This is a genomic window from Pseudomonas sp. NPDC087612, from assembly GCF_044743505.1.
GTDB lineage: Bacteria > Pseudomonadota > Gammaproteobacteria > Pseudomonadales > Pseudomonadaceae > Aquipseudomonas.
Window position 1 is genome coordinate 146315 of sequence record NZ_JBIUWO010000006.1, and the last position, 14948, is coordinate 161262.

7 protein-coding genes are annotated in these 14948 nt (G+C 61.8%); 4 read left to right on the top strand and 3 right to left on the bottom strand.

Annotated features, from left to right (window positions below):
- Positions 1-14: 14 nt before the first annotated feature.
- A complete protein-coding gene (locus ACIOVF_RS14220) occupies positions 15-1082 on the bottom strand; it encodes a phosphotransferase family protein (RefSeq protein ID WP_401290192.1) in 1068 nt (355 codons plus the stop codon).
- 224 nt (positions 1083-1306) lie between these two features.
- Between ACIOVF_RS14220 and ACIOVF_RS14225 the strand changes: the two genes are divergently transcribed.
- The gene (locus tag ACIOVF_RS14225) at positions 1307-6403 is read left to right on the top strand and encodes a dermonecrotic toxin domain-containing protein (RefSeq protein ID WP_401290195.1); all 5097 of its coding nucleotides are present in this window, start codon (positions 1307-1309) and stop codon (positions 6401-6403) included.
- 63 nt (positions 6404-6466) lie between these two features.
- Here ACIOVF_RS14225 and ACIOVF_RS14230 read toward each other — a convergent pair whose 3' ends face one another.
- Together ACIOVF_RS14230 and ACIOVF_RS14235 are read right to left on the bottom strand one after the other, a co-directional pair.
- A complete protein-coding gene (locus tag ACIOVF_RS14230; protein ID WP_045198572.1) occupies positions 6467-6784 on the bottom strand; it encodes an SCP2 sterol-binding domain-containing protein in 318 nt (105 codons plus the stop codon).
- 56 nt (positions 6785-6840) lie between these two features.
- Positions 6841-7551: a histidine phosphatase family protein gene (locus tag ACIOVF_RS14235; RefSeq protein WP_401290199.1), complete on the bottom strand. Its 711-nt coding sequence runs from the start codon at positions 7549-7551 to the stop codon at positions 6841-6843.
- 196 nt (positions 7552-7747) lie between these two features.
- Between ACIOVF_RS14235 and sohB the strand changes: the two genes are divergently transcribed.
- The 3 genes from sohB to ACIOVF_RS14250 all read left to right on the top strand — a co-directional run bounded on the left by sohB (position 7748) and on the right by ACIOVF_RS14250 (position 14943).
- Positions 7748-8767 (top strand): protease SohB, encoded by a 1020-nt coding sequence (sohB, locus tag ACIOVF_RS14240; protein ID WP_401290202.1) that lies wholly within the window; start codon positions 7748-7750, stop codon positions 8765-8767.
- A 93-nt stretch (positions 8768-8860) separates the two neighbouring features.
- Positions 8861-13756, top strand: a complete 4896-nt coding sequence (locus tag ACIOVF_RS14245; protein ID WP_401290204.1) for an NEL-type E3 ubiquitin ligase domain-containing protein — start codon at positions 8861-8863, stop codon at positions 13754-13756.
- Positions 13757-13989: 233 nt separating this feature from the next.
- Entirely contained in the window at positions 13990-14943 is a 954-nt protein-coding gene (locus tag ACIOVF_RS14250; RefSeq protein WP_401290206.1) for a tRNA (adenine-N1)-methyltransferase, read from the top strand.
- Positions 14944-14948 lie beyond the last annotated feature (5 nt).

Genomic DNA, 14948 nt, shown 5'->3' on the forward strand with positions numbered 1-14948 from the left:
CCTTGTTGGAGTCGTCAGAGTGGGGACTTGCCGATGACCTGCAGGCTCATGTGCTCCAGCAGCGTGTTCATGTGGATGAACTGGGCGAAGCGCTTGTCCTGGGTCTGGCCGTGGAAGAACCGGTAGTAGATCTGCTGGACGATGCCGGCCAGGCGGAACAGGCCGTAGGTGTAGTAGAAGTCGTAGTTGTCGATTTTGATCCCGGCACGTTCGCCGTAGTAATCGACAAACTGCTGGCGGGTGAGCATGCCCGGGGCGTTGCTTGGCTGGCGGCGCATCAGTTGCACCGGCGCCGGGTCGTCGGCTTGAATCCAGTAGGCCAGGGTGTTGCCCAGATCCATCAGCGGATCGCCAATGGTGGTCATTTCCCAGTCGAGCACGCCGATGATGCGCATGGGGTTGTCGGCATCGAGGATGACGTTGTCGAAGCGGTAGTCGTTGTGCACGATGGCAGGCTTGGGGTGATCGGCCGGCATTTTCTCGCGCAGCCAGGCGATGACCTTTTCCCAGCGTGGCGCATCGGCGGTCAGGGCTTTTTCGTAGCGGCTGGCCCAGCCCTCGATCTGGCGTTGCACGTAGCCTTCGGGCTTGCCCAGGTCGCCCAGGCCGCAGGCGTTGTAGTCGACCTGGTGCAGCTCGACCATCCGCTCGATGAAGCTCTTGCACAGGGCCTCGGTGCGTTGGGCATCCAGGCCCAGCTCCGGCGGCAGGTCCGAGCGCAAGATGATGCCCTTGACCCGGTCCATGACATAGAACTCGCCACCGATCAGCGACTCGTCGGTGCAATGCACGTAGGCCTTGGGGCAGTAGGGGAAGCCGCTGTTGAGCTGGTTGAGGATGCGGAACTCGCGGCCCATGTCATGGGCGGATTTGGCCTTGTGACCAAACGGCGGGCGACGCAACACAAACTCGCGCCCGGGGTATTGCACCAGGTAGGTCAGGTTCGAGGCACCACCGGGGAACTGGCTGATGGTCGGCGCACCGGTCAGGCCCTGGATATGCGCTTTCAGATAAGGGTCGATCACTGCGGCATCAAGTTCTTCGCCGGGTCGGACCTGGGTGGACTGGTCGGTGAGCGTCATTCGTTTCCCTTATGATCGGAGGGGAGGATCATTGGCAATCTAATGGCTTGCCCATCCCCTAACAAGCGTTGTCCCGCTGTTATAGACCACTGTGTTGCGCTGCGATCACTGAGCCTGATGTGCCTGCGCCGCCGTGACCGGCAAGCGCTACATATATCTAACGCCCCGAAGCGTGCGGGTTGAATTCAACTGGCGTTTCCCCAACCGCCAGAGTGACGTACACCATGCCATCTTCTCACCCCAACGTGGCCTTCATGCAGGCACGCGTCCCCTCCTGGATTGCGCAGCTCAAACGCACCGAACTGGCCGCCATGCTGCCCGACAGCGCCACTACCAGCCAGCCGCAATGGTTGACTGGCGCTGCGCGACCCATGCGTAACGCCCTGCATGCCAGCCAGGCCCGCAGCCATGCTTCGCGCCACGAAGCTGCCAAAGCATTTGCCAACCTGCAAAGCGCCTATGAATTTTGCAAGCCAGTGCTTGAACAGTGGCTGCAGACACGCTTCCAGGCGACTGCAGATATCCTTGAGGCTCGTTTCGTGCTGCGTACGGCTGGCTTCAAGATCTCCAGTGTTTCGCTGTTCGAGGCGGTGTTGAAGAACTTCAGCAGTGATGAGCTGGCTGCCTTGAAAAGCGACAAGACCAGCGTGCTGACTGCAACCGACAGTGCGCCGCCTTATCCTGACCTGTTGCCGATCTCCGCCGCCGATTTCGCCGCAGGGTGCCGCGAGCTGGACCTGGGCAAGCGCTATCAGGCACACCTGGAAAGCGTGTTGAGCAACGCAAGCGACAAGGAGGTGCTGCGCAACAAGAAGAAGACAGCGATGCGCGATCTCATGGAGGTAGAAGCCAATATCGCACGCATCAAGGGCGACATCGACGAACAGGGTTATGCCGCCGTGTTGGCCTTGTTGAGGCAGTCCGCTGACGCGCGGGTCGATTCGCCACTGAAGGTCGGTCTGGCCCGGACCAATCCTTTCAACGCCAGCCAGTGCAGCCGTCTGGCTCTGTTCGGTGTGGCATTGACGCAGATTGTGATCATTGCGCCCTCCGTTACCGACGCCACCGCGACCGTCCCCTGCATCGTCCACATCCCCGCAGACCCGCTGCATCCGCTCAAACAGTATGCCTCGCTGGAAGCGTTCAAGAGCGACCTGATCGGCCGCCTGGCCGACCGCGAGTTTCGGCTGTTCCTGGCGCGTTTTGTCACGATCAAGGAGCGGCCAGCGTTTCTTGACCTGCTGGTCGATCCGATCAGCCTGCACCGCGCCCAGCATTGGCAGCAAGTGGATGTGCGCCGGGAGCTGTTCGATGTGCTCTACAGTGAATGCGTCCAGTTCATCCGCGACGAATCGGCGGCACTGGTGGTGAGCACTCAGGACACTGACGACATCTCCCGAGGCGACTTGGACAAAGGCTACAACACCAGTTTGGCGGTCCTGGGCGGGGCGACGCTGTTCATGCCGGTCATGGGCATTGCGTTTATCGCCGTGTTGGCGGCAAAGCTGCTGACGCACTTCTTCCATGGTGCCGATCACTGGAGTGTAAGGGTGCAGGAAAGCGGTCAAGCGTTCTTGCGGGCGATCCTGCTCAATGCTGCGATTGCAGACGGTGAAGAGGAGGACGAGCTGTCGGTGCCCTCGGCCATGGCCGGCCTGGTCCTCGTGCGCCTGGACGATGGCCGCGAGCAACTGTGGCATCCCGATCTGCTGCCCTATGCGCGCAACGTTCGCTGGAAGAACCAGCTGGCGCCCAACCGCTCCAACGGTATCTATGACGCCGACGGCAAACAGTGGGTGCGGATCGACAGCGATATCTACCAGATCGAGAAAGACACCGCGCTAGACAAGTGGCGAATTGTCTCCCCCAGGGATTCGTCGCTGTTTCGTCCGGCGCTGGAGCATAACGGCCAGGGTGCCTGGCACCATGTGATGGAGCAGCCCCAGCGCTGGAGCAAGGCAACCTTGCTGCGGCGCCTGGGGCATCTGGTCGAGCGCTTTGCTGCCGCCGAGCTGCATTTGCTTGGCGAAATCAGTGGCGTGACCACCGAGGAACTGCAGCAGGTTTTCCGTGACGACCAGCCGATACCCGGCGTACTGCATGAAACCCTGATCCGCCTTGCCGTTGACCGCCAGGTGCTGGGCTTGGTCAATCGCGCCCGCAAAGGCAATCTGCTGGCTGAGGACTACGTGCAGGTAGCGCAAATACTGGTGCAGTTGCCGAACTGGCCACAGGGCAAAACGATCGAGCTGTATGACAGCGTCGAGTTCTGGGGGGAACCGCTGCAGGTCCACGGCAGCGCGCAAGAGGGGGTAGAGCCCTTGAAAGTGGCGCGGGCCGACCTGCAGCATAATCGCTTGATCGACAAGGTGGTCCAGGTGCTGGAAGACGCGCCACGGCGCCGGCGCGACCTGAGCGACGACGAAGATGAGCGCGAAGATGACAGTGCATCCCGGCGAGCCTCGGTGTGCGCGGACCTGGCAAACGGTCTTGAACGAGTGCGTCGGGCTCTTTTCGACCAGTTCTACCAGAATCCTACGCCTTCCCTGTTGGATGTCGCGGTGGATGACGAGCAGGCGCTGGCCACCTTGCAGCGCCTGTTCCCTGGCTTGACCCGGGCCGTTGCTGCGCAAGTGTTGCGCGATGTCGATGTTCGCGAACGGGCACGTTGGCAGGCCGGACAAGAGCCCTCCCTGGCATTGACCGAGCGCGTGGTGGAAGTCTCGCGCCGGGTTCGGCTCAGTCGGGCGTTCACCGACTTCGAGCTTGGCTATCTGCAAAACAATGATACTCAGGTACTGGCGTTGAACTTGCTGGAGCATCTGCCCGGCTGGCCTGGGCGATTGCGCCTGGAACTGCGTGAATCGACCCGCACAGGGGCACTGGTATCGAGCATCGGAGAGCTCAGCGCAACCAACAGCCGTGTACTGGTGCGCATGGAGCAGCGCTGGGAACTGTACGATGCAGGGGGCCTGAACCTGGGTAGTTTCGCCAGCGCAAGCTATGGATTTTTTACCTGCCTGTTCGCCGCCTTGCCGGCACTCACGAGAAACGCCTTGCCAACCTCCATGGCCAGTGCCGAAGCGTTGCGCCGCAGGTTGCGTGACTTGGCGACCGAACAGCCGGACCGTGCGCGCGGGCTGCTGGGGATCGCCGCGCCGCCTGACTGGTTGAGCGCCAGTTTGCCCGCGGTGGCGGGACGTCGGGCGTACCCGGGCAGCAGCGCGATCAACCGGTTGTTCGGCTCGCGTACACTGCAACAGCGCCTGGAGGCCATGTTCGTCGATGACACGCCTGAACAGATTGCTGTGCGGCTCGAACGCCTGACCGGCAGCGCGCAACAGAGTGAACAAGCGGTGGCAGCGCTTGAGCGCGCTTCGATTGCATTTAGCGTTTCGCTGGACAACTGGGTGGAGGGCGGTGCTTTCGAAATCGTGCTGCACGGGCATGACCAGCGTTACTGGTCGGGGCGCGAGCAACGCCAGCGGGTCGCCCAGTTGCTCAGCGCTGCGTGGCGCTTTCGCACGGTCGAGGACCGGGTCATCAGGCTGCCGTCGGGTGGCATTGAGTTGCGCCTGAGCGGGCTGGCGCTCGACAGCCTGCCAGTATTGAACGGTGAGCTGGCAGGGGTAGAGGTTCTGGTGCTCAGTGTCCTGGATATCACCAGTATTCCCGAAGGTTTTCTGCGCGCATTCCCCAATCTGCGCGACCTGCAGATCGAAGGGATCGTGCTGCAATCCTTGCCTGCCGACATCGGCCAGTTGCCGGTGCTGGAATATCTGCGCCTTGCCTGTCCGGGCATGGGCCCCGAAGCGTTGGCGCCGCTGCGTCACTCGACGAGTCTGACAGCCTTGTACATCGAGTTTGCCACACCTGTCCCGATACGCTGGAGCGCGGAACATCTGGCGGCACTGGCGGCCATCGAAACCCTCAGGGTATTGTCCATCTTTGATAGCCAGGCCCTGTTCGAAGCCGGGGCATTGGCGCAGTTGACGCAGCTGCAGTGGCTATTGCTGATCGACAACCACATCACCCTCGACGCCGACACCGTAGAGCAGTGGCAGGGACTGACCCGCTTGCAGCATCTTGACCTCTCCGGCAACCCCCTGGGGATGGCGCCTCATCTGGGCAACCTGACGGGGCTACAGCGATTGCGCCTCGACCAGACCGGAATCACCGAGTGGCCGCAGGGCCTTGAAACCTTGCCCGCTTTGACCCTGGCTTCGCTGCTGGAGAACCACTTCACCCAAGTTCCGGAAGGGGCTGGACGTGTACCGGGATTAAGGCTGACGCTGTCGTACCTGCCCCAAACTGAACGCGTGAGGGTAGAGGCGGAAATGGCTGCTGTCGGTAATCCCCATCGGGCGGTGGAGTCGGCACAGCGTGAACCGCTCATGAACCTGTTCGAAGGTGGCGATGCTTTGCAAAGAGCCCGCTGGCAGATTGTGCGCCTCAGCCAGAGCTTCGGCATGGGCCTGCTTTTCGATGTGCTTGAGCGCATGGGTCGTACCGAATCCGCCAGGCTCAGCCGTGATGCATTCTTGCAACAGGTGCAGTCGCTATTTGATCTGATGTATGAACAGCAGGTCTTGCGCGACGCGATTTGCAGGGCCGTGGTGCGCTACACCAATGAGGCGCGTGATGACTTTTACATCCTTGACCAGGTGCTGGAGTACGCACTGGCGCAACGAGCGATCCACAATAGGGGGGACGCACGTAGTGTATTGATTGCCCAAGGGCGTTTGCGCGGCCGCTCTCGCGCCTTGCTTCGTCACATCGAGGCGCATTTTCATGAGTGGCGCCAGCCAGGGCGGGCGATTGACCTGTACCAGGTGTTCGAGGACTTCCACTTCAGGTTGGTCCAGCGTTTGCCGATGACCCTGCCATTGCTGGGGCGCACGATCCGCACCACCCACGATTGGATCACTGAAAACCATCTGCAAGCGGCGCTGGATGCGGTGTCGCGCAGCGAAGCCACTGATCTGAATCGTTGGCTTCGCAGTGAAGGCTACTGGGCCGGCTATCTGCGTGCAGTATTCCCGGCGCGTCATGGGCTGCTCAATGAGCGTGCGCGAATGGCCAGGGACTACCTCAATGCCTTGGCTCAAGGGAGTCAGCAGCCAGAGACACTGGACGATGAGGTAAGAAACCTGTTGGCCATGGCCATGGAGGTCCAGCCAGCGTCGGTTGCGACGGTGGTCCAGGATTCTGAGCGCATGCCGCAATGGCGTGGCAGACTGGAGTCTCTTGTCAGTCAGCAGCGTGCAGCGCTGACCGAGACATTGACCGAGGAAGTCATCGCGCCGGTGCCGCCGGCCTGACACAGCGATTTGCGGCAAAAAAAACCGAAGCCCAGGCTTCGGTTTTTTTTCGCTGCCAGCCGATCAGGCCGGGAACAGCTCGCTCAGTTTCATCGACAGCATCATGTCGCCTTCAACGCGCAGCTTGCCGCCCATGAAGGCCTGCATGCCGTCGGTTTCGCCGCTGACGATACCCTTGAGGGTGTCGCTGTCCAGCACCAGGGTGCAGTTGGCGTCGGCGTTTTCGCCTTCCTGGATTTCGCAGGTGCCATCCTTGACGATGAGGGCGTAGTGCTTGTCTTCGTCAGTGATGTTGAAACCGAATACCAGGTCCAGGCCAGCGGCGGCGGCTGGGTTGAACTTGGCTTTCATCGCTTCGACGGCTTTTGCTACATCGCTCATGGTGTGTTCCTTATTAAGTGATTTGCGTGACGGGTGAGGTCACAACGAGCCGGGGTTCATCGGTAGGTGATGAGCTCCGGCGCCTTCAACAGCTGCACATGGGCCTGACTGTTGAAGGAAGCCAGGGCCACCTCGCGGCCGCGAAACTTCAGTTGGCTGAGCGAGGTGTTGATGATCTGCCAGTTCAGCTCGAAAGCCTGGCCGGCAGTGATACGGGTTACCAGGTGGAGCAGGGCGGCAATGGTGCCGCCCGAGGTGAAAATGGCAATGTTGTCGCCGTTGCCGGCCTGTTGCAGCACCCGCTGCAGGCCGCCGTCGACCCGCTGGACAAAGCCCTGCCAGCTCTCGGCGCCGTCGCAGGCATGTTCGCCGCCGTGCCAGCGCTGCACCAGCAAGGCGAACAGACGCTGGAACTCGCTGCGGTTCTGGGTGCCATTGCGCAGCACGTGCAAGGCTTCGGGCTCGTCCGGCAACAGGCCGGGCAGCAGGCCGCGGATGACGCCGTCGGCATCGAATTCGTTAAAGGCGTTGTCGGTTTCCAGTGCCGGTACGGCGGCTCCGGCCGCTTGCATGCGAGCCAGGGCCAGGCGCGCGGTGTCCTGCTGGCGGCGCAGGTCGCCAGCCAGGCAGCGGTCCAGGCGCAAGCCCAGTTGCGCCAGGTGATCGCCCAGGGCCTCGCTCTGGCGCATGCCAACGGGCGAGAGGACGTCGTAGTCGTCTGCACCAAATGAAGCCTGGCCATGTCGAATCAGGTAGATACTGCCCACGTCGTCCGCCTGCGCTAAGGATGAGCCGAGGTTAGGTTGCCGCTGTCAGGCTGTCAACGAAAAAACATACAAGCGTTTGAAAAGAGCGTTTGAACTGCATTGCCGAAGATTTCCTGCGCTGGCAGGGGCAGGGCGGCCTCGGTATGCTTGACTATCGGTTCGCGCCGCACGGGCGCAGGCATGTTAAGGAGTTACTGTGGAGTTTCTTGCAGAGTACGCAAGCTTTCTCGCCAAGACCGCGACCCTGGTGATCGCGATTCTGATTGTCCTCTCGGCAATTGCCGGTTTGCGCGGCAAGGGCCGGCGCAAGGGCGGCGGCCAGTTGCAGGTCAACAAGCTCAATGAGTTCTACAAGGACTTGCGTGAGCGCCTGGAAAGCAGCTTGCTGGACAAAGCCCAGTTAAAAGCCTTGCGCAAGCAGCAGGCCAAGGCCGACAAACAACTGAAGAAAAAGCCCGAAGAAAAAAGCCGGGTGTTCGTCCTCGACTTCGACGGCGACATCAAGGCCTCGGCCACCGAGAGCCTGCGCCATGAAATCAGCGCGGTGCTGAGCCTGGCCACGGCCCAGGACGAAGTGGTGCTGCGCCTTGAAAGCGGCGGTGGCATGGTCCATAGCTATGGCCTGGCGGCCTCGCAACTGGCGCGCATTCGCCAGGCCGGCGTGCCATTGACCGTGTGCATCGACAAGGTCGCCGCCAGCGGTGGCTACATGATGGCCTGCATCGGCGACAAGATCGTCAGCGCACCCTTTGCCATCCTTGGTTCGATCGGCGTGGTGGCGCAGCTGCCCAACGTCAACCGCCTGCTGAAAAAACACGACGTCGACTTCGAAGTGTTCACCGCCGGTGAATACAAACGCACCGTGACCGTGTTCGGCGAGAACACCGAGAAGGGCCGGGAAAAGTTCCAGGAAGACCTGGACATCACCCACCAGTTGTTCAAGGACTTCGTCTCGCGCTACCGCCCGCAGTTGCACATCGATGATGTTGCCACCGGTGAGGTCTGGCTCGGCGTTGCCGCGCTGAACAAGCAACTGGTCGACCAGTTGATGACCAGCGACGAGTACCTGAGCCAGCGCGCCCGCGAGGCCAACCTGTATCAGTTGCACTTTGCCGAGCGCAAAAGCCTGCAGGAGCGTGTGGGCCTGGCGGCCAGCGGGTCGCTCGAACACCTGGCGGTCAAGCTCTGGAGCCGTCTCAGTGGCCGGCTGTGGTAACCGGCTAGCCCCTGCAACGCCCAAGCATTAATTAGCACCCTGGCGGTGCTTGCGGCAGGTCTCCTAGGCATTCAAGCCAACAGGAGACTTGCCATGACCACCCCCTCTTCACAATCCGTTCCCGGCCCGCATGGCCCGTTCATTTCGCAACGCCTGCCGGCCTGGCTTCGCCATGCCCGGCCCGAAGACTTCGAGCGCATGGGCGTGCAGTTGCTGGCGCAGCAGCATGGCCGCGAGCAGCAAGACTGGTTTGCGACTGCCAGCGCAGCGGAACAAACGCTACTGGTCGATTACCAGCAGCGCAGCCGCCGCTCCGGCCAGCGCCTGGCCCGTGAGCTGAAAGACCTCAAAGGCATCGGCGCATTTTGCGAGCCCTTGCTCAGGGCCCGGCTCAAAGCCGACCTTGGGGCCGAGCCTGATATCGACTTCGATGAGTTCGTGCGCATCGAGCGTGAATCGGTGCTGCTGGGGTCAATGCTCAGGACTGTTCCGCGCCGCCAGAGCCTGATGCAGGCGGCGTTGCAGAACTTTGCCGCCGGTAGCGAGTTTGAGGCCGGCACCGCGCTGGCGCCCAAGGACGCGTTCTCTCTTGAGCTGATACCAGGGACCGAGCAGGGCTACCCGCGTTTTCGCTATCGCTACACGCAAAAGCTCGATATCGAACCCCTGGCGTTTGCCCGCGTATGCCATGACCTGGACCTGGGCGGGCAATACCAGCGGCACCTGAGCGAAGTGTTCGAGACACCGGCCAGCGGCGCCCTGCGTCGTAGCCTGGCAATCGAGTTGTACAAGGATCAGTTGAGGGTGAACCTGCAGGTCGCCTTCATGAAAAAACAGATCAGCGAGCAGGGACGTAAGGTCCTGCTTGATCTGTTGAGTGGCGTGCGGGCGCCGCGCTGGAATGGCAAGCCCGTGCGTTGCAGCCAGCTGAGCATGTTCGAAGCGCCGCTGTCCGATGTGCTGGTGATCGGGCCTGAGCGCAACGACAATCGCGTCGAGCCGGTAATCCTCTACCTGCCAGGGGCGCCGGGTGCGGTGCTCAAGGAGTACCCGTCGGTCAAGGCCGCCACCGATGACCTGAAGGTCCTGCTGCGCAAACCCGCGTACCAGTCGCTGTTGCGCGGTTATGTTGCCCACCAATCGCAGCAGCATGTACTCAAACGGTTGGAGGAGGCGCTGTATCACCTGGTCAATGATGGCGGCCGCCTGTACTGGCGGCGGCCGAACCCGGACGCCAACCTGCATGTGCGCGAGACCTTCATCGACCAGGAGCTGTTTGGCTACCTGCAAGACCGTCACCTGCAGAAGATCAAGGATGAGGCGCGGACCCTGGCCGTGCCCAGTGCCGACGTCGACGACCAGGCCTGGCGCGAGCGCCTGGCTTACTGGGAGTCGATCGGTTTCAACCTGCTCAATGTCGCAGCGTTTTTTGTCCCCTCGCTCGGCGCGGTGATGGCCGCCGTGGCGGCGGCGCAACTGATCGGCGAGGTGGTCGAAGGTGCCCACGCCTGGGAAGCTGGCGAGCTGGGCGAGGCCTGGACGCACCTTAAATCGGTGGGCCTCAATGTTGCCTTCATCGCCGGGCTGGGCCTTGCCGGCAGGGCCCTCGAGCCGGTTGCGGCCAGCGAGGCGATCAATCGCCTGGTCAAGGTCAGGCTGCCCGATGGTCAATTGCGCTTGTGGCAGCCTGCGCTGGGTGACTACACCCAGGACATCGACCTGCAAGGGATCGAACCCGACAGTAACGGTCACTACCTGGTCGAGGGCAAGCGCTACATCCGCCTGGGTAACGATACTTTCGCCGTGGCGACAACCGAAACCGGGCAGTGGAGCATCCTCCACCCGGCAGACCCATCGGCTTACCGGCCTGTGCTTGAACACAATGGCCAGGGCAACTGGCGGGTGATCGGCGAGCAGCCACTGGGCTGGAGCCGCCTGCAGTTGTTGCAGCGACTGGGGCATGCCGCTGAGGGGCTCAGCGACGCCGAGCGGCTGCAGGCGGCCGATATCAGCGGGGTTAGCGATGATGTCTTGCGCGCCATTTACGCCACGCAGCAACCACTGCCGCCGTTGCTGGCCGATACCCTGCAGCGTTTGCGCCTGGACCGCCAGCTCGAAACCTGGGTCGGCAACCTGCGCAGCGGCTCGCCGGGCGGCGTGGGCCGGGACTTTGCCGTGGTACTGGCCACCGAACTGCCCAACTGGCTGAACCTGCCGATCGAAGTGTTTCGCGGCCCCGAGTTATGGGGCGACTCGACGGTTTATGGTCTCGATCGTTGGCCTGATGCAGACACTTTCAAAGTGTTGATGAGTGAGCTTTATGCCAACCAACTGCCCGAAGCCATATTGCAGCGTGTTGACGAGCAGACCATCAACCGCGTGCTGGGTGCCCATGTGCAGCCCGCTGAACGCTTGCAGACCTTGCGTAACAAGTTGGCTGGGCGCGCCGAATTGAGGCGCTCGGCGATATTCGAAAGCATCTATGCGACGCCTGCCCAGCAGGCGCAGGCAGAGGTGCGTCTGCTGCAACGGGACTTTCCCTTGCTGCCCCTGCAGGCCGCTGAAGAACTGCTCAACCATGCCACCCCGGGCGAACTGGGCACGCTACAGCAAGCCGCTGCCCGGGTGCCCCTGCGCCTGGCCGAGGAGGCCCGGCTGTACCAGCGCCAGGTGCGCTTGAACCGTGCGCTCGAGGGGATCTACCAACCGCGTCTGGCCAGCCTGGACAGTGACCTGCTGATGCTGCGCCTGCTCGATCAACTGCCCGGCTGGAGCGCCCGGGTTCACCTGCAAGTGCGTGCCGAAACGTTCGATGGCGAGCTGCTGGCGTCGGTTGGCGAGCCGAGCGGCGAACTCAAGACCCTGCTGCGCAAAGACCAGCGTTACAGCGCCTTCGATGCGCACGGCAACGAACTGACCGTCAACGACGATATGGCCGGGGCGCTGCTGCGGGCACTGCCGGACAGTGAACGCCAGTCACTGGGGCTGCAGATTGGCGAGCGGGATCGCTTGCAGGCGACGCTGGCGGCGTTGGCCTCGGCAGACCGGCTTCGCGCTTCACGCTTGCTCGGCCAGCAGCCAGTACGCCCCTGGCTACGCACGCCGATGCGCCTGGCCGACGGGCGCCTGGGCTATCCGCTCAGCGGCCGTGGGGCGGTGGGCAACCGATTCGACACTAGCCTGTTGAGCCAGGTCCGCAGCCTTTATCCGATCCTGGAGCCGCAAGAGGCAGAACGTTTGCTTCAGGAACTGGGCGCGACAGAGGTTGAGCGGGCTCAGGCGCTGGAGCGGCGTCGGGAGGAATACCAGCAGTTGACGCAAACCCTTAATCAATGGGTCGAGCAGATACACGACGTCGGGGATGATGGTTGGGTGCTCCCACCGAATGCCCGGCCGCTGCGCATGGTGGCTGAACAAATCAAAAAGGCCTGGCGCCGGGAAACGGCCCGTGTCCACGCCGGTGACGGACGCTTTATCGGCTACCGTCTGGACTTGAGCAACTGGCGTCTGGGCACCCTGCCAGCGTTGACGGCGGACTTCAGTCACATTGGCGACCTTGCTCTCTCGGCAATGGGCCTGCGATCAGTGCCGGCAAGCTTTCTGCAGGTTTTCACCAGGCTGCGCTGGCTCGATCTCAACGGCAACCGCCTGACCGGGCTGGACGAGGCAATCGGCGAACTGCAGGGCCTGACCCGGCTAAAAGTACGCAACAACAACCTGGAGATGACCGAGGCGACCCAGGCGGTGCTTGGGCGGCTCACGCAACTGAAACTGCTGTTTCTGGATGACAACCCGCTGCGCGAGCCACCTGTTGTCGGAACAATGCCGGGGCTGCTCAACCTGTCATTGAGGAGTACCGGAATCAGCACCTGGCCTGAGGGCGTGTTCGGGCTTGAGCACCTGACCATGCTGGACCTGCGCAACAACGAGATTCGCCATGTACCCGATGCGGTATTGCAGAGCTCGCCGCAGGTTGTGAGAATCAATCGCATCACCCACCTGCATGGCAATTTGCTGGATCAATTCAGCCTTGAGCGGCTGGAAACTTACCACCAGCGCACTGGCGTGAGTTTCCAGGTAGTGCAGAACCTGCGCGGGCCGCACCTTGTAACACCTGAATCACCTGTAGCGCGCTGGTTGATCGGCGTCGACGCGGCCAGAGCGGAGCAAATCAAAGGCCATTGGAGCGATCTGGCTGACATGGCGGGAAGTCGCGAGTTTTTCCGTGTGCTCAACGATTTACCCGAAACCGCTGATTATCGCGACGACTTCACCGGGTTGCGCGAGCGTGTGCTGAACGTGCTCGCTGCTGCCAAAAGCGATGAAAAGGTCCGCGCTTCGTTGTTCAACTTTGCCAATGGCCCGGATACCTGCGGCGACGGTGTCATTCTGGTGTTCAGCCAGTTTGAGGTGCTGGTGCTGGTGGGACAAGCGAAGCAAGCCGGGACAGTGGTCGGCGCCGAATACGCGCTGGTCGACCTGGCTCGTCGCTTGAGTCGACTTGACGCGGTGGAACGGATTGCCTTGCGTGATATTGATGCAAGACGGGCGCAAGGGCTTGAAGTTGACGATGTGGAGGTGCGTTTGGCGTATCGCATCGGTCTGGCCGAACACCTGGACCTGCCGGGGCAGCCGCAAAGCATGCTGTTCGGGCGCCTAGCCAATGTGACGCAGGCGCAGCTAGTCGCCGCCGAAAACGAGGTGCTTGAGAGGGAAACGCCAGAGTTCCTGAAGGCTGAGCTCTCGAGTCGGGACTTCTGGGTCGAGTTTCTCAATGAAAATTATAAATCCCGTTTCGATGAGGCCAAAAAACCGATTCATGAGCTGCAGGATCAGTTGGACCTAGACTCAGTCACGATTTCATCCCAGGAATATAATGAAAGAAGCAAAGCCTACCTTGAAAGGATAAAAGAGGTTGAGCGCAATCTGATCGAGACACTGACCACGGATATCTGGAACAGCGTGCCGGATCAGGTTACCCATCTCTAACTGCCGGCTCCCGTGCCTGGCCGGGTGCGGGAGCCGCTCCTACACATGCTATTACACAAGCGCTGGCGTGATACATGCCGGCTGCGTAACACTCTGCCCTGGTTCGACTCCAGTCTCGACACACGGATTTGTTCCAAGAGCCTGGAGGAGTACGCCTTTTGAATAGTTTTTGCTCGCCATCGGCCCAAGCCGCACCTCAGGTAGCGGTAGGGTCGTCCCAGCGACGTGGCCCGTTGCGTGCAGGGGAGCGTGTCCAGCTCAGTGATGAGCGTGGGCGTCTGAATGTCATCTGCCTGGCGCCGGGTGGTCAATTTCACACCCATAAAGGCTATCTTGATCATGACCAGATCATCGGGTGTCCGGATGGCTTGCGGGTCACCGGCAGCCAAGGCCAGCAGTATCACGTCTTCAGGCCGCTGCTGAGCAACTTTGTCCAATCCATGCCCCGCGGTGCGGCGGTGGTCTACCCCAAGGACGCCGGCCAGATCGTGACCATGGCCGATATTTTTCCCGGTGCGCGGGTGGTTGAGGCTGGCGTGGGTTCGGGGGCGCTGTCTATTTCCTTGCTGCGTGCGGTGGGCGATCACGGCTACCTGCACTCGATCGAGCGTCGCGAGGAATTCGCCGATATCGCTCGCGGCAATGTCCAGAGCCTTTTCGGGCAGGCACACCCGGCCTGGCGGATTACCTTGGGTGATTTGCAGGAACAGGTGCTCAAGCACGAAGCACCGGGCAGTATCGATCGTGTGGTACTCGATATGCTGGCGCCCTGGGAGTGTCTTGATGCGGTCGCCCAGGTGCTGGTACCCGGTGGTGTATGGATCAGCTATGTCGCCACCGTGACCCAGCTGTCACGTACGGCTGAAGCGATTCGCGCAGACGGGCGCTTCACTGAGCCCCAAGCCTGGGAGTCGATGGTTCGTGAATGGCATCTTGAAGGGCTGGCGGTGCGTCCCGAGCACCGGATGATCGCCCACACCGGCTTTTTACTCATGACCCGGCGCTTTGCCGACGCGGCAGGGCCGTTGTCACCCCGGGTTCAGAAAAAAACCTTTGCCGATGAAGACCTGGATGCCTGGCTCGCCCTTGAGTCGACGAAGCGCCCCACGTCAGGCCGCAAGCTACGTCGGGCCGCGAGAAGTGCGGCAGAGGGCACGGCTTTGGCGCAGGATGATCCAGGTACTTGAGATTG

Coding starts and splice junctions, on each gene's coding strand:
- ACIOVF_RS14230 (WP_045198572.1), bottom strand. CDS start 6,784: ATGAGCGATGTAGCAAAAGCCGTCGAAGCGATGAAAGCCAAGTTCAAC.
- ACIOVF_RS14245 (WP_401290204.1), top strand. CDS start 8,861: ATGACCACCCCCTCTTCACAATCCGTTCCCGGCCCGCATGGCCCGTTC.
- ACIOVF_RS14225 (WP_401290195.1), top strand. CDS start 1,307: ATGCCATCTTCTCACCCCAACGTGGCCTTCATGCAGGCACGCGTCCCC.
- ACIOVF_RS14220 (WP_401290192.1), bottom strand. CDS start 1,082: ATGACGCTCACCGACCAGTCCACCCAGGTCCGACCCGGCGAAGAACTT.